Here is a 20,953-nt window from a genome sequence, read left to right as displayed (position 1 = left end):
GGACAGTCCATGAGCCAAGAATCATTATTAAAAGTGGAAAACCTGCGCGTCTCTTTCCGCATCAATAAAAAAGACAGTGTCGAAACCGTCAAAGGGATTTCCTTTGAGATTCCGCGCAATTCCACCGTGGCCCTGGTCGGCGAATCCGGCAGTGGCAAGTCGGTCAGTTCGCTGGCCATCATGGGCTTGCTGCCGCCCGACACATCGAGCATTGCGAAAGACAGCAAGATCACTTTTGAAGGTCGCAGTCTGCTCGACCTGAGCCTGGCCGAGCGCCGCCAGTTATGCGGCAAAGATATCTCGATGATTTTCCAAGAACCGATGACCTCGCTGAATCCGGTATTCACGGTCGGCTTCCAGATCGGCGAAGTGTTGCAACTGCATATGGGCATGAATGCGAAACAGGCGCGTGCCAGAGCGATCGCTTTACTAGAAGAAGTCGGCATCCCCGACCCGGCCAGCAAAATCGATGCCTACCCTAGCCAGATGTCCGGCGGTCAGCAACAGCGTGTGATGATCGCGATGGCGATTGCCTGCGAGCCGAAATTATTGATCGCCGACGAACCGACCACGGCGCTCGACGTCACGATACAAAAACAAATTATTGACTTGATCGAGGCCCTGCGCGCCAAGCACAAGATGTCCGTGCTGTTCATCACGCATGATCTGGCGCTGGTCGGCGAGATTGCCGATCAGGTCATCGTGATGCGCAATGGCGAAGTACGTGAAGCGGGCGACGTGCAACAAATCTTTGAACAACCGAAGGATACTTATACCCAGGCTTTACTGCATTGCCGCCCTACGCTGGATTCTCGCCCGTGGCGTTTGCCTGTGATTGCCGATTTCATGCATCATCAAGGCGCGCCCCTTGAGTACAAAGAACGCCCGCGCGGACTCAAAGGCAATGAAGACATCGTGCTCGATGTACGTAATCTGGGTAAGAGTTTTTACAGCCGCGAAGGCTTCTTCGGCAAAAAAGAATTTAAGGCGGTCGAAGGCGTGTCTTTCAAACTGGCACGCGGCAAGACTTTAGGCGTCGTCGGCGAATCCGGCTCTGGTAAAACCACCGTGGGCCTGACCCTGATGCGCTTGCATCAGGCGACTTCGGGCGAAGCCATTTTTGACGGCAAGGATATTTTGTCCATGTCGAACAAAGACTTCATGCAGTACAAGCGTCGCATCCAGATCATTTTCCAGAATCCGTATGCGTCGCTGAATCCGCGCTTTACGATAGGCCAGATTCTGATGGAGCCGATGCAGATTCATCAGATCGGGGCGAATGACAGCGAACGCTCGCAAATGGCGTATACCCTGCTGGAAAAAGTCGGCTTGCCAGCGGTAGCCTTCCATCGTTATCCGCATGAATTCTCCGGCGGGCAGCGCCAGCGTATCGCGATTGCACGCTGCCTGACCATGAAGCCGGAAGTGCTGGTGTGCGATGAGTCGGTCTCGGCGCTGGACGTATCGGTGCAGGCGCAGGTCTTGAATCTGCTGCAAGACTTGCAGGAAGAATTCGGCCTGTCCTATATCTTCATCTCGCACGATCTGGCCGTCGTCAAATACATCGCGGATCAGGTGATGGTGATGAACAAAGGCAAAGTGGTTGAACTCGCCAATTCCGATGATCTGTATCTGAATCCGACGCAGGCTTACACCAAGACTTTGCTGAATGCGATTCCGCGTGGTTTGCATTCTTAACGATTAGCACGAGTTCGCTCCTTTTACCGGAAAAACGCATTAAAAGGAGCGAAATAAGCAGGCGTTTGCAATTTCCAGCCTGATATTACCGAGTGCGGCAGATGGAAATATTTGCCGACCGGGCGTCTAGCATCTACAATTCCGTGCGGCTGAGGGATTCCTCTCATTGGATACACGGAATAATCCGACGACGAACTGAAGTACATGAACTGAAGCACTTCAATTGAATTACCTCAATACAAGCACCACAAACCAATACCGCACTGTTCATGCGCCTTTCCAAGGCTTTTTGGCCCGTAAGCCGCATGGATATTGCGGTAGCATCTGGAGTTAATATGGGATTTCTGCAAGGCAAAAAGATTTTGATCACGGGTTTGTTATCAAACCGCTCCATCGCTTATGGCATTGCCAAGGCCTGCAAACGCGAAGGTGCCGAGCTTGCTTTCACTTATGTCGGCGAACGCTTTAAAGACAGGATTACCGAGTTCGCAGCAGAATTCGATAGCACACTGGTGTTTGACTGTGATGTTGGCAGCGATGAACAAATCAATGCGGTATTTGCGGATCTGGCCAAATCCTGGGACGGTCTCGACGGTCTGGTGCATGCCATCGGTTTCGCACCGCGCGAAGCGATTGCCGGCGACTTCCTCGACGGTCTGTCGCGCGAGTCCTTCAAGATTGCCCACGATATCTCCGCTTACAGTTTCCCGGCATTGGCGAAAGCGGCGTTGCCTATGCTGCGTCAGGATTCGGCATTGCTGACTTTGTCCTACCTCGGCGCCATAAAGGCGATTCCCAACTACAACACCATGGGCCTGGCCAAAGCGTCGCTGGAAGCCTCCGTGCGTTATCTGGCGGAATCGTTAGGTAAACGCGGCGTGCGTGTGAACGGCATCTCGGCCGGTCCGATCAAGACGCTGGCCGCCAGCGGCATCAAGGATTTCAGCAAGTTATTAGGCTTCGTTGCGACGAACGCGCCTTTGCGTCGTAATGTGACGATTGACGATGTCGGCAATACCGCTGCCTTCCTGCTGTCGAATTTATCCGCCGGTATCACAGGCGAGATTACCTATGTCGATGGCGGCTTCTCTCATGTCATGGGTATTACGCAAGACTGAAAATATTCACCTGAATTTTTAAAAAGCGCTCTGATGTATAGAGCGCTTTTTTTATCAGGACTTACGCAAAAACAGGAAAACTCTGCGATAAAAATTATTGCCTCGGCCTGCATGAGTAATTGATTCCGCAATCTGGGTGCGGCTTCCAGAGGCATTTCGTGCCAACAGGCGCACCCAGATTGCGGATTGGTTTTTTTAATGTTCAGGTATAACCCGTTCTCTTGCCTTTCCTCGGTGTCTCCGTGTCTCTGTGGTGAGATGTCTGGTTTTTTGCTTAAGTCCTAGTTATGCATAGAATCTGCCAGCTAAGCTGATGACTTGAAAATCAAAGGGCTGAATGCCTTGGTCGAAATCGAAATATGCGCGCCGATTTTCAGATCATCAACCTCATCTTGAGACGCAATAATTTCGACGATCTCCTGACCGACTAATAGGGACAAAATAAACACCACTTCTTCCCGCCGTATCGCCAGGACTTGAGCACGTAAATTCAACTGGCCCGCCAGTCTCTGTTGCAAAAATACCTGGGCTGGCGTGCCGGAGCGCACCACCCGCCCTTGCTGCAACACCTGTACTTTGTCGGCAAGTTTAAATACTTCACCGATATCATGACTGACCAGTATCGTCGTCAAGCCGAATTCCCGATGCAGGGTTTGCAGTTCATCCTGCAAACGCGAACGCATCGCCAGATCCAATGCCGACAATGGCTCATCGAGTAACAATAGCTGAGGTTTTCTGACGATCGCCCGCGCCAGCGCGACGCGTTGTTGCTGTCCACCGGATAGCTGTGCAGGCATTCGATCCTGCAAGGCGCTGAGTCCTGTCGCGCTCAGCAACTGATCCAGCCATGCCGTTTGTTGACTGTCCTTGCCGCTAAGCGCATACGCCAGATTGGCGCGCACGCTCATATTCGGGAACAAGGCATAATCCTGAAACACCAGGCCTATGCTGCGCTGCTGCGGCGCTAGCATGATTTTTTTTACTGAATCGAACCAGCATATGCCATCGACGACTATCCGTCCGCTGTCCGGCATCGTCAATCCTGCCAGCATCCTTAAGAGCGTGGTCTTGCCGGCACCGGACTCGCCAAACAAACCGAGTAACTCACCGCGTTGCACATTGATCTGCATATCCAGATGCATCGTACCGGATGCACTCAATAATTTTTTTTGCAGGTTCAGCTCTATCATGATCACCTAAAAGGTTTTCAGCATACGTTTATTGTTCAGGTATACCAGCAGCAAAATAGCAAAGCTGATGACGAATAAAATCATCGCGTAAAAATGCGCCGCTGCATAATGCAAGCTCTCGACTTCATCGTAAATCGCAATCGACGCCACTTTGGTAACGCCGGGAATATTCCCGCCCACCATCAGCACTACGCCAAACTCGCCTACCGTATGCGCAAAACTCAATACGATCCCGGATAACAAAGCGCTGCGACAATTCGGCAGCAAGACCCGGAACAAGGTAGTCAGATCGGACTTACCCAAAGTGCGCGAGGCTTCCAGCAGGGATACCGGCAAATGCTGCAAACCCGACTGCAAAGGATGCACCATGAATGGCAGACTGAAAATGACCGAACCGATCACCAGGCCGCTAAAGCTGAATACCAGCCGCAAGCCCAGGTACTGTTCCAGCCAGTGCCCAAATGCCTGTTGCGGACTGAAGGCAAGCAAAAGATAAAAACCCAAAACCGAAGGCGGCAATACCAGCGGCATGCTGACCAGCGTTTCCAGTACAGGCTTCAGGCGATTGCGGGTAAATGCCAGCCAATACGCCAGCGGTATGCCGATGCATAGCAAAATGAGCGTAGTCAGCGCCGCCAGCCTGAAGGTCAGCCATAGCGGTTGCAAGTCAGGGATCGCGACGCTCATACAGCGCCATCCTGAGCATCTGCCAACAAACTCATTTCATTCGATTTCACCAGACCTTCGACCTGATCGCCAACCGCGAGCTGCAGATTGCGTGCTGAGCGCGTCGTAATCACCGAGAACAGGGGCAGACCATCCATCTGCATCGCCACACGCGTCAATAATTGCCCATGTTCCAGAGCCGTAATGATCGATGGCATACGGTTGCGCAGGCTGATTTGACCGGATAAATTTTTCGCCAATGCGACTTCTGTTTCTTTGAATAAGAGGCAGACCGGTTGACCGCTTTTCCAGATATCGAGTTGATCGGCTGCCCCCATTAGGGTCGCCGTAAAACGATGCGCACCAACGGCGACATCGATAATCGCAACGCTGCCATAGGCTTCGATTGCAAGGATCTGCCCTGAGAATTTATTCATGGAAGCAAATAGCCATAACGCGCAAAAATCGCCCGTGCTTGAACGGAATAAATGAAGTCAAAAAATTGTTGCGCGACTTCAGGATGATGTTCCTTGCCATAATTAAGAATGAGGGCGCCTTGAGCAATCGGCTGATAACTCGCCACCGGAACATCGATCCATTTCCCCTGCCCTTTCATTTCGGGCGACAGCACCACCGACTTCGCAGTAAAACCAATGTCGGCAGCACGCGAGTGTATGTATTGATTGGTCTGCGCAATACTTTCGCCGAATACCAGCTTGGCTTGCAAGGCTGCCGCCAGTTTGTAATAGTGCAGGCTATTCATGGCCTCACGTCCATACGGTGCGGTGGTCGGATTGGCGATGGCAATTTTATCGATGGATTTGCTCATCAGCAGCGATTGCCAGTCACCTAAATCCACATCTTTCCGGGTCCACAGCACTAGTGCGCCATAGGCATACACTTTCGGTGGCGCTTTGCTAAAACCTTCTTTATGCAGCTTATCCGGGAACGCCATATCGGCTGAGAGGAAGACATCAAACGGTGCGCCATTCATGATCTGCGTCACGAACTTGCCGGATGAATTGAAACTGGCTTGTATCTCGTGTCCGGTCTCTTTCTTGAATTCTGCTTTCAGATCGTTAAATACATATTGAACATTCGCGGCCACAGCGACTGCGATCGTTTCTGCCTGCGCCGTGTGCGCCAGCACACTGGATAGCAGCAGAAAAATTAATGCCCGTATTTTCACTTTATTCCTTATTGACGATAAACTATGCATGGATGTTAACACTTCCCGAATTTTACAAACAAATTCTATGTCCGTCTTTTATGAATTCCCAACCGAATCTGAAGTAATGGTCCATCCACGAAAAACAGCGTCGCGGTTAGCAAAATTATTCGCCACATCCGTGCTGTGCTTTGGGCTGCTCTTGCATGCGGACGCAACCCGCGCAGCGGGTAATTGTGAAACAAGCTGGCCTGCATGGGATGTTTTCAAAAAGAATTTCATCAGCGAGGGGGGGCGCGTCATTGATGCCGGTACACCGCGCATGCAAAGCACCTCTGAAGGACAAGCGTATGCCTTGTTTTTTGCACTTATAGCCAACGACCGTAAAAATTTTGATCTTCTACTTAATTGGACTGAAGCAAATCTCGCTGAGGGAGATTTAACCGCACGTCTGCCGGCCTGGCTATGGGGTAAAAGAGATGACGGCAGTTGGGGAATCATCGATAAAAACCCCGCGTCAGATGCCGACCTGTGGCTTGCCTATACCCTAGGCGAAGCAGCCAATCTGTGGGCCGATCAGCGCTATGCCGCACTATCGACCTTAATCGCCAAACGCATCTTGCGCGAAGAAACTGCAACGCTCCCCAAACTTGGACTGACACTACTACCGGCACCTAGCGGCTTTACACCAAGCGCTACCAGTTGGAAACTCAATCCCAGCTACATGCCGATCCAGGTGCTGCGCTGGTTTGCAAATAATACCGATGATGATCGCTGGGAAAAATTAATTGCTTCATCGCTACACATCATCAAGCATTCGGCATCGAAAGGTTATAGTCCGGATTGGATTATTTTTGATGCCAGTAATGACAGAGCGGATTTCGTCCCAGACTTGCAAGGTGCAGAAAAAGGTGACGGCGGCTATAACGCAATTCGGGTGTATCTCTGGGCAGGCATGCTGTCCGAGCAAGAACGGCACCGTAAAGAATTACTCAACGCATTCAAGCCGATGGCAAACCTGATCGAGAACAAGGGCTATCCACCAGAATTCATCAACATCCGTACGGGTGAATTTAATCACCCCGCTTCCAGCGGATTTTCAGCAGCAGTTTTACCATTTCTCAAATCCTCGGGCGCACACAAAGCCTACAAGGAGCAAAATCTACGGATACAAGCCCAGCCTATCAAAATTGACGCCTATTACGACCAGGTTCTCGCCTTGTATGCGCAAGGCTGGCAGGATCAACTTTATCAATTTAATGGCAAAGGCAATGTCTTGCCCAAATGGAAAAAAGCTTGCCGCCAATAAGGACAGAAGCACAACGATTATTAACCTTCCGGACAGACGCAATCGGATTTGCTATAAATAGCTGCTTTTTCTCAAGAAATACTGTATCATCCCGTTTTTGCGCTGCAATATAATTTTGCAGCGACTAAAAGTACCTTGCAGCACCGCAAACCTTGCACATTTGTGATAACACAGATGATGCAATGTAAAAGCCCTCCCGCCCTGCATGTCCAGTAACACATCTTGGACATCATCCCGGCGCAAAGCTTTTTGTGCCGAAATTTCATCGTTTCCTTATTGGTATCCTTTGTTCATTTCGTTTGGTTGGCGTTGCTTTTTTACGCGTATTGCAATCGCATTTGCGTTTGCCTTGCGCTGATTTTTAACGAAAGATTAGAATGACTTTTGAAGCATTAGGCTTACACACGTCCGTTATCCGCGCCCTCACCGATGCTGGCTATACCAAGCCAACCGGTGTTCAAGAACAAGCTGTTCCTGCCGCGATCAGCGGCCGTGATTTATTAGTATCCTCACAGACAGGCTCAGGCAAAACTGCCGCCTTCATGCTGCCAGCCCTGCATAAATTTGCAAGTGCAGCAGAAACCGCATTAGAGTCACCAGGCAAAACCCCCAATCAAGCGCAACAATCGGCACGTGCTCGTGGCGATCGCCCACGCTTCGTTGCCGCAAAACCGAAAATGCTGGTGTTGACGCCAACACGCGAACTGGCTTTGCAAGTAACTACAGCTACAGACAAATATTGCGCATATATGCGTCGCGTCAAAGCGGTCTCCATTCTGGGCGGCATGCCTTATCCAAAACAAATGCAATTGTTGTCCCGCAATCCGGAAATTCTGGTAGCCACGCCTGGTCGTCTGATCGATCATATGGAATCCGGCAAGATCGATTTCTCCGAACTCGAAATTTTGGTGCTGGATGAAGCCGATCGCATGCTGGACATGGGTTTCATCGACGATATCGAAAAAATCGTCGCTGCCACTCCGGAGTCGCGTCAAACCATGTTGTTCTCCGCGACGCTGGATGGCGTTGTCGGCAATATGGCTCGCCGCATCACTAAAGACCCGATGATCATCCAGATCGCCGGCTCAGCGTCCAAGCACGAAAACATTCAACAGAAAGTCCATTTCGTGGATGATCTGTCGCACAAAAATCGTTTGCTGGACCATTTATTGCGCGACGAAACGGTTGATCAGGCGGTCATTTTCACGGCCACTAAGCGCGATGCAGATACGATTGCCGATCGTCTGAATATCGCTGGTTTTGCAGCGGCGGCTTTGCATGGCGACATGCATCAAGGTGCGCGTAACCGTACCCTGGATTCCCTGCGCCGCGGCCAAGTCCGCGTTCTGGTGGCGACTGACGTAGCGGCGCGTGGTATTGACGTTCCTGCGATTACCCATGTATTCAACTACGACTTGCCTAAGTTCCCGGAAGATTACGTTCACCGTATCGGTCGTACCGGTCGCGCCGGTCGCAATGGCGTTGCAGTTTCGCTGGTAAATCATGCAGAAGGCATCAACGTCAAGCGTATCGAGCGCTTTACCAAGCAATTGATTCCAGTCGAAATCATTGAAGGTTTTGAACCGAAGAAAACAGCCTCTCCGGCGCGTAGCGCAGCACGCAAGCCAAGCGGCTGGCGTCCAGGCGATAGCCGCAGCGCGAACACAGGCAACGGCGGCGGTTATCGCGGCAACAATGCAGCCAATGGTAATCGTAGCGAAGGCACTGGCTATGGCGCAAACAAGCCAGCGCAGCGTACTTTCAGCAAACCGGCCGGCAGTACCTCTGCGGCGCCACGCAAAGAAGGTAGCGGCGGCTACAAAGGTACCCGCTCCGGCGATACCGGTGCCCGTCGTTCTTTCGGCGACCGTTAATCGGCGTCAAGCGCTGGCAGTAGTTGCAAGCTAAATCAAAAGCGATCACGGTATGTGATCGCTTTTTTTATATTGGCTATCACAATAGAGACTTGTACACGGGCTAGCTATCTCGTTTACACTTAGCAAATCATGTGGCGGACTTCCCCACCTACCAATTGATTTCCCTTGCCTGGCCTTAAAATGACTTCTAATGCAACACCTGTTCGACTAACCTCTTTTTCTCACGGCGGTGGCTGCGGCTGCAAAATAGCGCCTGGCGTTTTGTCGGAGATTTTAAAAAAATCGACGGGCTTCCCGGTTCCTGCCGCCTTGATGGTCGGGATAGAAACAGCTGATGATGCCGCCGTATATAAACTCAATGAAGAACAGGCTCTGATCGCAACGACGGATTTTTTTATGCCTATTGTTGATGATCCGTTTGATTTTGGCCGCATCGCCGCCACTAATGCGATTTCAGATGTGTATGCCATGGGCGGCACGCCTATCATGGCGCTAGCTTTGGTCGGCATGCCTGTGAACCAATTACCGATCGACGTCATTGGCAAGGTTATTCAAGGCGGCGAGTCGATTTGCGCCGAAGCAGGCATACCCATCGCCGGCGGACACACCATAGATTCCGTTGAACCCATTTACGGCTTAGTAGTGCTTGGATTGGTACATCCATCCAAAGTAAAGCGCAACGCGGGCGCCAAAGTCGGCGATAAACTGATACTCGGCAAACCCTTGGGAGTCGGCATTTTATCTGCCGCGCTGAAAAAACAAGCCTTGGACGATGCCGGTTACGCCAGCATGATCAGCAATACGACCAAACTCAACCGCCCGGGAATCGCCTTATCGAACATGGAAGGTGTACATGCGCTGACCGATGTCACAGGTTTTGGCCTGCTTGGTCATCTACTCGAAGTATGCAGGGGCGCTGGCGTCGCAGCAAAATTAATGATGTCCGATATTCCTTTGCTTCCCGATGTAATGCAACTCGCGGAGGCGGGCTATATCACCGGCGCATCCGGAAGAAACTGGGCGGCATACGGGGCGGACGTGGTACTCGATCAGCACATCACAGCGACTCAGCAAGCCTTGCTCAGTGACCCGCAAACATCGGGCGGCCTGCTCGTCGCCTGCGCTGCCGAAGATGTCTCGGCGGTATTGGCCTTATTTCGGACGGGAGATTTCTTGGAAGCTGCCGTGATTGGGGAAATCATCGCCGGCTCACCAGTGGTACATGTTGATGTATAAGCTTATTTCGTCTTTACCATGAGTCGGAATACACTGTTCATCCGGATTATTCAAATTTACTTCATTCAATTTTACTGACTCACCATTTACTCAATTCAAGTACATCATGAATCAATTAGAACAACTCAAAAAATACACGACTGTCGTTGCCGACACTGGCGATTTCCAGGCAATGAAAGCCTATGCGCCTCAAGATGCCACCACCAATCCTTCGTTGATTCTGAAGGCAGTGCAAAAAACAGAATATCGCCCGCTGCTGGAGAAGGTCATTGCCGCCCATGCGGGCAAATCAATGGATGACATCATCGATCATTTACTGGTTGCATTTGGTTTAGAAATTTTGAATATCGTCCCGGGCCGTGTATCGACAGAAACAGATGCGCGCTTATCCTTCGACACCGCAGCGACGGTCGCCAAGGGCCGCAAGCTAATCGCCCTATATGAAGCCGCAGGCATTGCACGCGAGCGCATTCTGATCAAAATTGCGTCGACATGGGAAGGTATCCGTGCCGCCGAAATCCTCGAAAAAGAAGGCATCCGCTGCAATATGACTTTGCTGTTCTGCCTGCCGCAAGCCGTTGCCTGCGCAGAAGCCGGCGCGCAACTGATCTCGCCGTTTGTCGGCCGCATCTATGATTGGTATAAAAAGCAAACCGGGCAAGAGATTTTCGGCGCGGACGATCCGGGCGTCTTGTCAGTTAAAAAGATTTATACCTACTATCGCAAGTTTGGCTACAACACCGAGATCATGGGTGCCAGCTTCCGCAACACATCTCAAATTCTTGAATTAGCAGGCTGTGATTTGCTCACAATCAGCCCTGACCTGTTACAGAAACTCGCAGACACCACCAGCGCCATCTCCGCCAAACTCAATAAACAAGCGGCCCTGGCATCGGATATGCAAAAAATCAGCCTGGACGAAAAATCCTTCCGCCTCCAGTTGAATGAAGATGCCATGGCAACTGAAAAATTATCCGAAGGCATACGTTTGTTCTGTGCGGATACGGTGAAGCTGGAACAACTGATTGCTGGTTTGGGGTAGGCAAGCCTGGCGTGGATTAAATACAAAATAGAAAGGGACGATTAAGTCCCTTCTTTATTTTGCAGGAAATTTCTTATCCGTCCAATCTATCGAGAACCCAAGTAAAAGAATTTATCCGCATAAGCAATCGACATTCCGGGCATGTCGCTTTTTACAATACCGACTCTACGCCACGATTAGCCAATTGATCGGCGCGCTCATTCCCCGGATGTCCGGCATGTCCTTTCACCCACTTCCATTCGATCCGATGGGTCGATTGGGCCTGATCAAGCTGCTGCCATAAATCCACATTCTTGACCGGTGCTTTGGACGCAGTCTTCCAGCCCTTCGCTTTCCAGCCCTGTATCCATTCCGTAATTCCTTTTAAAACATACTGGCTATCGGAATGCAAAATAATATGGCAAGGGCGCTTGAGTACCGATAAAGCCTGAATCACCGCCATTAATTCCATGCGGTTATTGGTGGTATCTTTTTCACCGCCAAACAGTTCTTTTTTATTGTCGCCCGCAATCAATAATGCGCCCCAACCACCCACGCCGGGATTGCCTTTGCAGGCGCCGTCTGTAAAAATCTCGATCTTATCCATGGTTCTTATTGCGGTTGGCCACTGGCACGGCATTCCCGCGCGATGCACGTTTATGCTTCAAGGCCGGACCAATCAAATGCATTCCTTTAATTCGTTTAATTGCTTGTATGGTGTAAGTCGCCCCCAAATAGGGCCACCAGCGTGATCCGGCAGCTTCCATCAGGCTACTACGTTTTAACCATTTTTCAGTGCTAAACGGTAATGCATAGCAACCAAAATCCGTGTGATTCACTTCCATATTCAGTAGCTTGAGCCAATCCTTCATCCTTGGCACGCTGATGAAATCGCCTTCTTTCGGTAAAAAATAATTCTTGGCGAGACGCCCTGCTGCCTGCCGTGCGCCCCATAAGCTCGCGCGATTAAATCCGCAAATAATCACCCTGCCTTCCGGAATTAAGATCCGCTCTACTTCGCGCAAAATCTGATGCGGTTCTCCGGCAAATTCCAATATATGCGGCAGCACCACGAGATCAATACTATGCGAATCAAACGGCAACTCGCAAAAATCGTGGCACAGCACAATCGGCGGAATTTTAGCTGCATCAGATCCCTCAGACACCTTGTCAGTCGGTACCAGCAAGGTATTATTCGTGCGCCATTTATTTGGCATACGATTCGCTCTCAGTGCGTCAATCTGCGGCAAACCAATCTGCACCGCGTTAAAGCCGAAAATATCGACGGTGAGCCTGTCTAGCAGTGCCTGTTCCCATTCGAGAATATAGCTACCCGCTGGCTGATCCAACCATGCGCCGAGGTCTATAATGGGACTTTTCTCTGTATTCATCTCAACTCTATGATTAGTCCAATTAGTCCAGATTGCGTGCCAAATGGATTTTCCGCGCAACAGCAGGGAGATAAAAAAACTGTGCTCAGTATATTGACTGTACCCGCATTTGACGACAATTATCTGTGGCTCATACACGATGGAAGCAATGCAGTCGCGGTTGATCCGGGTGATGCCAATGCCATCATATCGGCATTAGATCAGCATCAATTACGCCTGTCGGCCATTTTACTCACGCATCATCATAACGACCATATCGGCGGTGTCCCGGCATTATTGCAACGCGACCAAGTGCCTGTATATGGCCCAGACAATGATGGTATTGCCGCAGTGACACACCCCGTACGTCAGCATCAGGAATTTACTTTACCAGATCTAGGATTATCCTTGAATGTACTGGCTGTGCCAGGCCATACCTCCGGTCATATTGCGTATTTCGCTCCAGAACAGCATTGGTTATTTTGCGGGGACACGCTATTTGCCGGTGGCTGCGGACGCTTATTTGAAGGTACGCCTGCGCAGATGCTGCATTCGCTGGACCAGTTGGCGACCTTGCCTGAGGATACTGCCGTGTATTGCGCCCATGAATATACGATGTCGAATTTACGCTTCGCCCGCGAAGTCGAGCCGGACAATGAGGCCTTGTTGAGGCGCATCAGTGCAGAGCAAGCAAAACGCGATCAAAGCATTCCCACGGTACCAAGTCAGATCGGATTGGAAAAACTCACCAATCCCTTTTTACGCGTCAGAGAGCCGGCGGTGATCAAGCGTCTGATCGACGCTGGAAAAATCTCTACCAATCAAGACGATGCCAGTAACTTTGGCGCCTTGCGCGAATGGAAAAACAATTATCGTTAAGACGGTTTGAACTGGTTAACGCAATGGCTTTACCTGCTATTACATTTTTCATCCAGCCAGCTTCGCGTCTTGGATCATCGAATTTGAACGCCTTAAAATGCATTTACAAAAAACTCAAACAACATCGCTGGCATTATTTTGCAAAGTCGTCGATAACTATGGGGATATCGGGATTTGCTGGCGTTTAGCCAAACAACTCGAGCAAGAACACGGTATCGCCGTGACTTTATGGGTAGATGACTTACTCAGTTTTCAACGGATTTGCCCAGAAATCGCGATCGACTGCGATACGCAAAAGATTGCCCATGTCACGGTCCGACACTGGCGCGACCAGGATGCTCAGTTTGCGGTCGATGAGATTGCAGACATCGTGATTGAGTTCTTCGCCTGCGATATTCCACCGGCTTATATCGGCGCAATGGCCGCGCGCACCCCGCGCCCAGTCTGGTTGAACCTCGAAGGCCTGACTGCTGAGGAATGGGTAGAGGGCTGTCATACCTTGCCATCGCCTCATCCGCGACTGTCTCTGACGAAGCATTTTTTCTTTCCGGGCTTCACCAATAAAACCGGCGGCTTGCTACTTGAAACTCGACTGGAACAGCAGCGTCAGGCATTTCAATCAGATCGTGCTGCCATCACCGATTTTCTTATGCAACTAGGTGTGACCGCATCCGAAATGGCATCGCTCAAAGTATCTTTGTTTTGTTACCCGCAAGCGCCGGTTTCGGATGTATTTGAGATATGGAAAAGTAGCGGCACAGCGATCACCTGCCTGGTGCCGGAAGGCGTGGCAAGCCATGCAGTTGAAACATTTCTTGGACGGGAAGCCATCGCCGGTGCGACCGCGACTCGCGCTGCATTGACCGTTCGCGTGCTTCCTTTTATGCCTCAGCCTGACTACGACAAACTATTGTGGGCATGCGATCTTAATTTTGTGCGGGGTGAAGATTCCTTCGTCCGCGCTCAATGGGCAGGCCGGCCATTCATCTGGCATATCTACCCACAAGACGAGAACTTACATCACGTCAAATTGAAAGCGTTTTTGCAGCGCTATGCATCAGAGCTTGCAAGCGTGCTTAGTTTTTCTTTAGCCTGGAACGGCGCGACTGAGCATGCGGTCGATTGGTTTGCGATATGGGCATCATTGCTAACAGATAGGCAAAAAATCACCGATCGATCGGCAGCTTGGCAAGCCGAATTACTCGCAAACGGGGATTTAAGCAGCAATTTACTGAAGTTTGCCGGCGCACTTCGGTAAGTACCCCTGAAAAATGAGGTAAAATACGCGGTTAATTTTTGACGTATTTTAAATACGATTATCTCATTCAATCGGACGTAGGCTTGCAAGGCTCACTACTCATGGTAGCCAGTAGGTGACAGATGATTTTTATGCAACCACCTTTTTACGTATATTCACTATGAAACCTGCAAAAGAAATTCGTGTTGGCAACATTATTATGGTCGATAGCAAGCCTATGATCGTTTTGCGTTCTGATGTCAATGGCTCCAGCCGCACGGGCTTCACCTACAAGTGGAAGATGAAGAATCTGCTGACCAACAGCCCGCAAGAAAACGTATTCCGCGGCGATGACAAATTCGACGTTGTTGTTCTCGACAAAAAACCTGTGACTTATTCTTACTTCGCTGATCCTTTGTTTGTGTTTATGGATGCTGACTACGAACAGTACGAAATCGAAGAAGAGAACCTGGGCGATGCGCTGCATTACCTGAAAGATGGCATGGAATGCGAAGCGATTTTTTATGATGGCAAAGCGATTTCCGTTGAATTGCCGACCACGATCGCGCGTCAGGTTATCTACTCTGAACCGGCAGTTAAAGGCAATACATCAGGTAATGTATTGAAAGAAGCGAAGATCGAAAACGCCATCGAAGCGCATTGCCACACAGTGCAAGTGCCATTATTCGTGAGCCAGGACGATGTGATTGAAATCGACACACGTACCAACGAATACAAACGCGTCGTACGTAACTGATACCCGTAGTACAAAAAGCTGCCGCTCCTGTGAATCAGGCCGGCAGCTTTTTTTCGCCCATCGATTCTGCAAATGCGCAACGGTCTCTGTCGCCAGAGGTAGTCCAACTCTCCGGCTAGCCGCCGGATTTGACGATCTTGACTTCGAATTTGTACGCCTCCGGCGCAATTGCATCGGGACTGCCCTTGGCTGGACTCACGCCGATCAAGGAAAAACGATAAGCGCCGTATACCGCCTCACCGGGCAAATTCATCGTCGGCGGTGCTGGCGTACCGATCACCAGCTTCTCTTCCGCTTTGCCAGTCATGCTCACCTTCAGGCTGGCAGTTGCCTGCCCTGCCCAGACGCAGCGCGCATTGACCGGGCAACGGCTATCCGTGATGTCGGTCACTTCGACTTTGAGCGCAGCTTCCTTCAAAGTCACTGGCTGACGGTAAGCCAGGGAAATCACTTGTGGCCCTTGGTCGCTCATGGCAGTTTTCTCCGGTGGTTTTGCAGCACATGCACTTACAGCTAGGCCAGACGCCAACATTACCGTCAAGGCCAGCATAGGAATTTGACGCCGAAGAGGACGTTGTTGAGAACATTGGGGAAAACGTTGCAGGGGGCGTTGAAATTCAGACTTTACAAAAACAGACATAAGATCTCCGCAGTCAATTAGATCAGGGCCGACTATGATCATCGGTAAGCTTGTCACATTAACATAATTTAAAAACGCATTGATGGCTAGCTTTTTCCAGCCCTGATTCTGTCTTATACCCTGACAGCATATAAGCAGACGCATTGATTCTTTTACTTTATGCCAGGCAGGACCTACTATCATCGTTTTTGCACGCGCCATGATGGCAAAAGCTATCATACTGCGCTCAAGCATCTTTAAGAGACGGAGCAACGCCATGCGTTTGTTGACGCGCAAACAATTCATCGCCCTGAGCACTGCCAGCCTGTTCATCCTCAGCTCAGCCTGGTCGACTGGCAGCGCAGCTGCTGACCTGCGTATCGGTCTGGCAGCCGATGTGACCTCATTCGATCCGCATTACATCAATAGCGGCCCGAATAATTCTTTCGCCTTCCATGTGTTCGATGCCCTGGTCAATGTCGATGCCAACGGCAACCTGGTACCCGGGCTGGCCACTTCATGGAAAGCCATTGATCCCTTGACCTGGGAATTCAAATTGCGGCGCGGCGTTAAATTCCATGACGGCTCGGAGCTGACCTCAGCTGACGTCATTTTCTCGCTGGACCGGCCTGCTACCTTGCTCAATAGTCCGGGGCCCTACACCAGCTATACCAAGCAAATCGTTGCAAAGCAAGCGGTCGATGCTTATACCCTCCGCTTAAAAACGGCGACACCTTACGGCCCTCTGCCGCTGGATGTGAATTCGATTTTCATCGTATCGAAAAAAATAGCGCAGCACGCCAGCACCGACGACTTCAATAGCGGCAAAGCCATGGTAGGCACGGGCCCTTTTAAATTCTCTAAAGCCAAACGCGGCGAGAGTATAGAGTTGATCCGCAATGACCAGTACTGGGGTGACAAACCTGCCTGGAATAAGGTGACTTTCCGCATATTGACCAGCGGTGCGCCGCGCATTGCCGCTCTGCTGGCCGGGGATGTCGATGCGATCGACGGCGTGCCTCCGGCTGACCTGCCAAAACTGAAAACCAATTCCAAGGTCAAGCTGGAACAAAAAATTTCATGGCGGACGATTTTCTGGCATCTTGACCAGCAGGCGCATGTATCGCCCTATATCATCGATAAAGCCGGCAAACCCTTGCCGAACAATCCTTTTCTTGACATCCGGGTACGCAAAGCCATCTCCAAAGCCATCAATCGCCAGGCATTGAGTGACCGCATCTTAGAAGGTCTGGCCGTGCCGGCATCGAATATCGTGGCACCCGGCATACTCGGTTATGACGACAGCCTGAAGATCGAAGCCTACGATCCTGAAGGCGCTAAAAAACTGCTCGCTGATGCGGGCTACCCGAATGGTTTTGCCTTGACGCTGCATGGACCGAATAATCGCTATATCAACGATGAGCAAGTGGTACAGACCGTGGCCCAGTTCCTAAGCAAAATCGGGATTCAAACCAAGGTTGAAACCTTACCGATGACGGTGTATTTACCGAAGGCCGCCAAAAGCGAGTTCAGCATGTCCTTACTCGGCTGGGGCACGCTGGCAGGCGACTTCGCTCTGCGCACCGTTGCCGGAACGGTCAATCCAGAGACAGGCTGGGGCAGCTGGAACTGGGGGAAATACAGCAATCCCGCTTTAGACGACCTGGTACGCAATTCGCTGGCCTCGGTCGACGATGCCAAGCGTCGCGACTTCGCAAAAAAAGCCATGGGCCTGGCGCTGCGCGACTATGCGGTGGTTCCCTTGCATCACCAATATGCGACGTGGGCGTTGCGAAAAGACCTCAAATATACCGCCAGAACCGACGAATTCACCTTCGCACAAGACTTCAGACCCGAATAATTGAAATTAAGTGTAAATAATTTACACCTTACTCCAAAGCAAGAGTATTTTAGGCGTAGTACCTTGTTTTTAGAGTCAGGATAGCAGGCGATGTGTCAGTTACTTGGGATGAATTGCAATAACCCCGCCGAGATCACCTTCTCGTTCGAAGGATTTTCGGCACGCGGCGGACTTACCGATGAGCATAAGGATGGCTGGGGCATTGCCTTTTATCATGGCTCCGGTTGCCGTTTATTCACGGATCACTTGTCTTCGATTACATCCCCTCTGGCGGAAATGATCAAGCGCAATCCCATCAAATCCTGCAATGTCATTGCGCATATACGCAAAGCGACGCAAGGCACTATCATTCTGGAAAACAATCATCCCTTCATGCGCGAGCTATGGGGACGCTATTGGATCTTCGCCCACAACGGCGACCTGAAAAACTTCCACCCCAAATTACAAGGCCTCTACCATCCGGTTGGTGAAACCGATAGTGAATTGGCCTTCTGTTATTTGATGGAAGGCTTGCGTATGCGCTTTCCCGATGCCAGCGCCAATGAGGTGCCGGCGCCGGATATTCTGTTCGATGCAATCACAGACATCACCCGGGAAATCGCATCGCACGGGGTCTTCAATTTCATGCTGTCAAACGGCGATGCGCTATTTGCCCATTGCTCGACCAACCTGCATTATGTGGTGCGCGAATACCCATTTTCGACCGCCGCCCTGATCGACTGCGACAAGAGCATCGATTTCAGTCAATTCAATCAACCGGACGACAAAATCGCTGTCATTGCCACCAAGCCCCTGACCTCAGATGAAGCATGGTCGGCGTTTCATCCTGGCGAATTGAAAATGTTTTTGGCGGGACATCCGATGAAGGATGCCTTGATTCCGGCACATGAAGTCATGGCAGAGCTGGTTTAGAAATTTCAAACACGTAGCATTCATGCGCTTCTCAAGCCAAAAACAAGCTGCGAGCCTGATGAACAGTGCGGATGTAATATAGGATCACCAGAACTAATTGAGGGTGTGTTGAAATTTATATCAACCGAGGACGCGAGGCCCTGATTGTAATGAAGCTGTCTGTGCGGCAGTGAACCCCCGTCATTTTCTTAATACGTCTGATTCTACTTTCTAAGCTGCCTGTGCGGCAGTGAACCGTAAGGTGTTTTCCATGAATTTACCGTAGAATTTCTAAGCTGCCTGTGCGGCAGTGAACCGCGACAAATAGCGCACGTAGTCGCATCAATATTTCTAAGCTGCCTGTGCGGCAGTGAACTCCAGAATCTGGTGCTTCTACGATTAATAAATTTTCTAAGCTGCCTGTGCGGCAGTGAACACAAAGCATTGGAAGCGACAAACCCACGGCAATTTCTAAGCTGCCTGTGCGGCAGTGAACGAGGATTATTGGGGCGTAAGGCAAATATCCAATTTCTAAGCTGCCTGTGCGGCAGTGAACTTTGAAGAAACTTTATCGCTTGAAAAATGATGTTTCTAAGCTGCCTGTGCGGCAGTGAACATCCGCACGTTACCGTTGCTGCGAATCGCAGATTTCTAAGCTGCCTGTGCGGCAGTGAACTTCTTCTGGCGACCGTACAGTGTGATCCGTAATTTCTAAGCTGCCTGTGCGGCAGTGAACCTTATCTCACGGCCACCACAGGATCATTCGTATTTCTAAGCTGCCTGTGCGGCAGTGAACGCCGGAACCCCCGATTATCCAGAGCCGGATATTTTCTAAGCTGCCTGTGCGGCAGTGAACTAAGTAAAGGTTGCGCTAAATAATTTTATTTATTTCTAAGCTGCCTGTGCGGCAGTGAACCCTAATCAAGCGGTTTCAATGTACTTGGTATCTTTCTAAGCTGCCTGTGCGGCAGTGAACTTTTCCGCGCAAAACTTCCAGCTTACCTTTGTTTTCTAAGCTGCCTGTGCGGCAGTGAACATGGGTTTCCAGAATTATAGTAAAGCGCCCTATTTCTAAGCTGCCTGTGCGGCAGTGAACCGCATCAGTCTGCGCATTCACCACACGACTGATTTCTAAGCTGCCTGTGCGGCAGTGAACATGGAAGCCGCAAGCCAATAGATGTAAAGGTATTTCTAAGCTGCCTGTGCGGCAGTGAACTCGATATTCACAACCCGCGCAATGGTCTGCCATTTCTAAGCTGCCTGTGCGGCAGTGAACGCGATACCAACATCTGGCGATTTGATGGGCAATTTCTAAGCTGCCTGTGCGGCAGTGAACTAACGCTAACCTGGCAAGTAAAGCTCTATCGTTTTCTAAGCTGCCTGTGCGGCAGTGAACGACCTTGGAGCGGACTTGTTGACGTGGTTTCTTTTCTAAGCTGCCTGTGCGGCAGTGAACATTGCCCCGCTGATCGGCTAAGCCTTCGGCAGTTTCTAAGCTGCCTGTGCGGCAGTGAACCGGCTCGCAGGTCTGGATTAATCCTCTGTATTTTTCTAAGCTGCCTGTGCGGCAGTGAACTTATTGATGCATGTGAATTTCTTGCAGAGTTATTTCTAAGCTGCCTGTGCGGCAGTGAACGAACAGTGGCTGTAGTTTCGGCTGAATTTATTTTTCTAAGCTGCCTGTGCGGCAGTGAACTGATAAGTCGCGAACCGTCCCAGCATGCGCAGTTTCTAAGCTGCCTGTGCGGCAGTGAACATCGCAGCGCTGTACTTGACCATACGCGCCAGTTTCTAAGCTGCCTGTGCGGCAGTGAACGTCTCGCCATACTTGACTGTTGTGCCATTTACTTTCTAAGCTGCCTGTGCGGCAGTGAACTCACCATTTCAAAATCGGGTCCGCGCCCCTCTTTTCTAAGCTGCCTGTGCGGCAGTGAACGCTTTGTTTTGCCCATCACGCTATTTGCGACATTTCTAAGCTGCCTGTGCGGCAGTGAACTTATCATAGCCGAGATGAGCGCTTCACACCTATTTCTAAGCTGCCTGTGCGGCAGTGAAC

At 50.7% G+C, this 20,953-nt stretch carries 18 protein-coding genes and 1 CRISPR repeat array; of the genes, 11 read left to right on the top strand and 7 right to left on the bottom strand.

Annotation, left to right across the window (positions count from 1 at the left end; genetic code table 11):
• Window positions 1–9 precede the first annotated feature (9 nt).
• Window positions 10–1,698, top strand: coding sequence for an ABC transporter ATP-binding protein (locus LPB67_RS19000; RefSeq protein ID WP_262838909.1), 1,689 nt, complete (start codon window positions 10–12; stop codon window positions 1,696–1,698).
• A 335-nt stretch (window positions 1,699–2,033) separates the two neighbouring features.
• A complete protein-coding gene (fabI, locus tag LPB67_RS18995) occupies window positions 2,034–2,816 on the top strand; it encodes an enoyl-ACP reductase FabI (RefSeq protein ID WP_262838907.1) in 783 nt (260 codons plus the stop codon).
• A 305-nt stretch (window positions 2,817–3,121) separates the two neighbouring features.
• Here the strand turns inward: fabI and LPB67_RS18990 are convergent, their stop codons facing one another.
• The 4 genes from LPB67_RS18990 to modA are packed head-to-tail and all read right to left on the bottom strand — an operon-like array spanning window position 3,122 to window position 5,861.
• A complete protein-coding gene (locus LPB67_RS18990) occupies window positions 3,122–4,006 on the bottom strand; it encodes an ABC transporter ATP-binding protein (RefSeq protein WP_262838906.1) in 885 nt (294 codons plus the stop codon).
• A gap of 6 nt (window positions 4,007–4,012) precedes the next feature.
• Window positions 4,013–4,693, bottom strand: coding sequence for a molybdate ABC transporter permease subunit (modB, locus tag LPB67_RS18985; protein WP_262838904.1), 681 nt, complete (start codon window positions 4,691–4,693; stop codon window positions 4,013–4,015).
• Complete coding sequence (locus LPB67_RS18980; protein WP_262838902.1) at window positions 4,690–5,109, bottom strand: molybdopterin-binding protein; 420 nt, start codon at window positions 5,107–5,109, stop codon at window positions 4,690–4,692. The genes modB and LPB67_RS18980 overlap by 4 nt, the downstream gene beginning before the upstream one ends.
• Window positions 5,106–5,861 (bottom strand): molybdate ABC transporter substrate-binding protein, encoded by a 756-nt coding sequence (gene modA / locus LPB67_RS18975; RefSeq protein WP_262838901.1) that lies wholly within the window; start codon window positions 5,859–5,861, stop codon window positions 5,106–5,108. Before modA ends, LPB67_RS18980 begins: the two co-directional genes overlap by 4 nt.
• A gap of 67 nt (window positions 5,862–5,928) precedes the next feature.
• On the opposite strand from modA, the gene bcsZ reads away from it, so the two are divergent.
• From bcsZ to tal, 4 genes are all read left to right on the top strand, one after another.
• Window positions 5,929–7,149, top strand: coding sequence for a cellulose synthase complex periplasmic endoglucanase BcsZ (bcsZ, locus tag LPB67_RS18970; RefSeq protein WP_262838900.1), 1,221 nt, complete (start codon window positions 5,929–5,931; stop codon window positions 7,147–7,149).
• Between the two features lie 377 nt (window positions 7,150–7,526).
• Entirely contained in the window at window positions 7,527–9,023 is a 1,497-nt protein-coding gene (locus LPB67_RS18965) for a DEAD/DEAH box helicase (protein ID WP_262838898.1), read from the top strand.
• A gap of 183 nt (window positions 9,024–9,206) precedes the next feature.
• Window positions 9,207–10,262: a selenide, water dikinase SelD gene (selD, locus tag LPB67_RS18960; protein ID WP_262838897.1), complete on the top strand. Its 1,056-nt coding sequence runs from the start codon at window positions 9,207–9,209 to the stop codon at window positions 10,260–10,262.
• A 106-nt stretch (window positions 10,263–10,368) separates the two neighbouring features.
• Window positions 10,369–11,304, top strand: a complete 936-nt coding sequence (tal, locus tag LPB67_RS18955) for a transaldolase (RefSeq protein WP_316685309.1) — start codon at window positions 10,369–10,371, stop codon at window positions 11,302–11,304.
• 151 nt (window positions 11,305–11,455) lie between these two features.
• Here the strand turns inward: tal and rnhA are convergent, their stop codons facing one another.
• On the bottom strand, window positions 11,456–11,890 hold the full coding sequence (gene rnhA, locus LPB67_RS18950; protein ID WP_262838895.1) for a ribonuclease HI: 435 nt from the start codon (window positions 11,888–11,890) through the stop codon (window positions 11,456–11,458).
• The gene (locus LPB67_RS18945; RefSeq protein WP_262838894.1) at window positions 11,883–12,674 is read right to left on the bottom strand and encodes a class I SAM-dependent methyltransferase; all 792 of its coding nucleotides are present in this window, start codon (window positions 12,672–12,674) and stop codon (window positions 11,883–11,885) included. The genes rnhA and LPB67_RS18945 overlap by 8 nt, the downstream gene beginning before the upstream one ends.
• A gap of 81 nt (window positions 12,675–12,755) precedes the next feature.
• Between LPB67_RS18945 and gloB the strand changes: the two genes are divergently transcribed.
• The 3 genes from gloB to LPB67_RS18930 all read left to right on the top strand — a co-directional run bounded on the left by gloB (window position 12,756) and on the right by LPB67_RS18930 (window position 15,526).
• Complete coding sequence (gene gloB, locus LPB67_RS18940) at window positions 12,756–13,532, top strand: hydroxyacylglutathione hydrolase (protein ID WP_262838893.1); 777 nt, start codon at window positions 12,756–12,758, stop codon at window positions 13,530–13,532.
• 97 nt (window positions 13,533–13,629) lie between these two features.
• Window positions 13,630–14,790 (top strand): elongation factor P maturation arginine rhamnosyltransferase EarP, encoded by a 1,161-nt coding sequence (earP, locus tag LPB67_RS18935; protein WP_262838892.1) that lies wholly within the window; start codon window positions 13,630–13,632, stop codon window positions 14,788–14,790.
• 160 nt (window positions 14,791–14,950) lie between these two features.
• Window positions 14,951–15,526 (top strand): elongation factor P, encoded by a 576-nt coding sequence (locus LPB67_RS18930; protein WP_262838891.1) that lies wholly within the window; start codon window positions 14,951–14,953, stop codon window positions 15,524–15,526.
• A gap of 115 nt (window positions 15,527–15,641) precedes the next feature.
• Here the strand turns inward: LPB67_RS18930 and LPB67_RS18925 are convergent, their stop codons facing one another.
• Window positions 15,642–15,998 (bottom strand): hypothetical protein, encoded by a 357-nt coding sequence (locus tag LPB67_RS18925; RefSeq protein ID WP_262838889.1) that lies wholly within the window; start codon window positions 15,996–15,998, stop codon window positions 15,642–15,644.
• A gap of 424 nt (window positions 15,999–16,422) precedes the next feature.
• Between LPB67_RS18925 and LPB67_RS18920 the strand changes: the two genes are divergently transcribed.
• Window positions 16,423–18,006 carry an ABC transporter substrate-binding protein gene (locus tag LPB67_RS18920; protein ID WP_262838888.1) on the top strand — a complete coding sequence of 528 codons (1,584 nt, stop codon included), beginning with the start codon at window positions 16,423–16,425 and terminating at the stop codon, window positions 18,004–18,006.
• A gap of 90 nt (window positions 18,007–18,096) precedes the next feature.
• Window positions 18,097–18,918, top strand: a complete 822-nt coding sequence (locus LPB67_RS18915) for a class II glutamine amidotransferase (RefSeq protein ID WP_262838885.1) — start codon at window positions 18,097–18,099, stop codon at window positions 18,916–18,918.
• A gap of 147 nt (window positions 18,919–19,065) precedes the next feature.
• Window positions 19,066–20,953: direct repeats of the CRISPR family, unit length 28 nt; unit sequence TTTCTAAGCTGCCTGTGCGGCAGTGAAC.

It is taken from the genome of Undibacterium sp. Jales W-56 (genome assembly GCF_025548535.1).
Lineage (GTDB): Bacteria > Pseudomonadota > Gammaproteobacteria > Burkholderiales > Burkholderiaceae_D > Undibacterium.
Note: the sequence above shows the minus strand (reverse complement) of the source record. Positions and strands in the feature narration are given on the sequence as shown.

Bases quoted from the DNA above. Each gene is read 5' to 3' on its own strand.
- LPB67_RS18945 (WP_262838894.1), bottom strand. From the start codon at position 12,674: ATGAATACAGAGAAAAGTCCCATTATAGACCTCGGCGCATGGTTGGAT.
- LPB67_RS19000 (WP_262838909.1), top strand. From the start codon at position 10: ATGAGCCAAGAATCATTATTAAAAGTGGAAAACCTGCGCGTCTCTTTC.
- selD (WP_262838897.1), top strand. From the start codon at position 9,207: ATGACTTCTAATGCAACACCTGTTCGACTAACCTCTTTTTCTCACGGC.
- earP (WP_262838892.1), top strand. From the start codon at position 13,630: ATGCATTTACAAAAAACTCAAACAACATCGCTGGCATTATTTTGCAAA.
- rnhA (WP_262838895.1), bottom strand. From the start codon at position 11,890: ATGGATAAGATCGAGATTTTTACAGACGGCGCCTGCAAAGGCAATCCC.
- LPB67_RS18990 (WP_262838906.1), bottom strand. From the start codon at position 4,006: ATGATAGAGCTGAACCTGCAAAAAAAATTATTGAGTGCATCCGGTACG.
- LPB67_RS18965 (WP_262838898.1), top strand. From the start codon at position 7,527: ATGACTTTTGAAGCATTAGGCTTACACACGTCCGTTATCCGCGCCCTC.
- LPB67_RS18930 (WP_262838891.1), top strand. From the start codon at position 14,951: ATGAAACCTGCAAAAGAAATTCGTGTTGGCAACATTATTATGGTCGAT.
- fabI (WP_262838907.1), top strand. From the start codon at position 2,034: ATGGGATTTCTGCAAGGCAAAAAGATTTTGATCACGGGTTTGTTATCA.
- bcsZ (WP_262838900.1), top strand. From the start codon at position 5,929: ATGTCCGTCTTTTATGAATTCCCAACCGAATCTGAAGTAATGGTCCAT.
- tal (WP_316685309.1), top strand. From the start codon at position 10,369: ATGAATCAATTAGAACAACTCAAAAAATACACGACTGTCGTTGCCGAC.
- LPB67_RS18915 (WP_262838885.1), top strand. From the start codon at position 18,097: ATGTGTCAGTTACTTGGGATGAATTGCAATAACCCCGCCGAGATCACC.
- modB (WP_262838904.1), bottom strand. From the start codon at position 4,693: ATGAGCGTCGCGATCCCTGACTTGCAACCGCTATGGCTGACCTTCAGG.
- LPB67_RS18925 (WP_262838889.1), bottom strand. From the start codon at position 15,998: ATGAGCGACCAAGGGCCACAAGTGATTTCCCTGGCTTACCGTCAGCCA.
- LPB67_RS18920 (WP_262838888.1), top strand. From the start codon at position 16,423: ATGCGTTTGTTGACGCGCAAACAATTCATCGCCCTGAGCACTGCCAGC.
- LPB67_RS18980 (WP_262838902.1), bottom strand. From the start codon at position 5,109: ATGAATAAATTCTCAGGGCAGATCCTTGCAATCGAAGCCTATGGCAGC.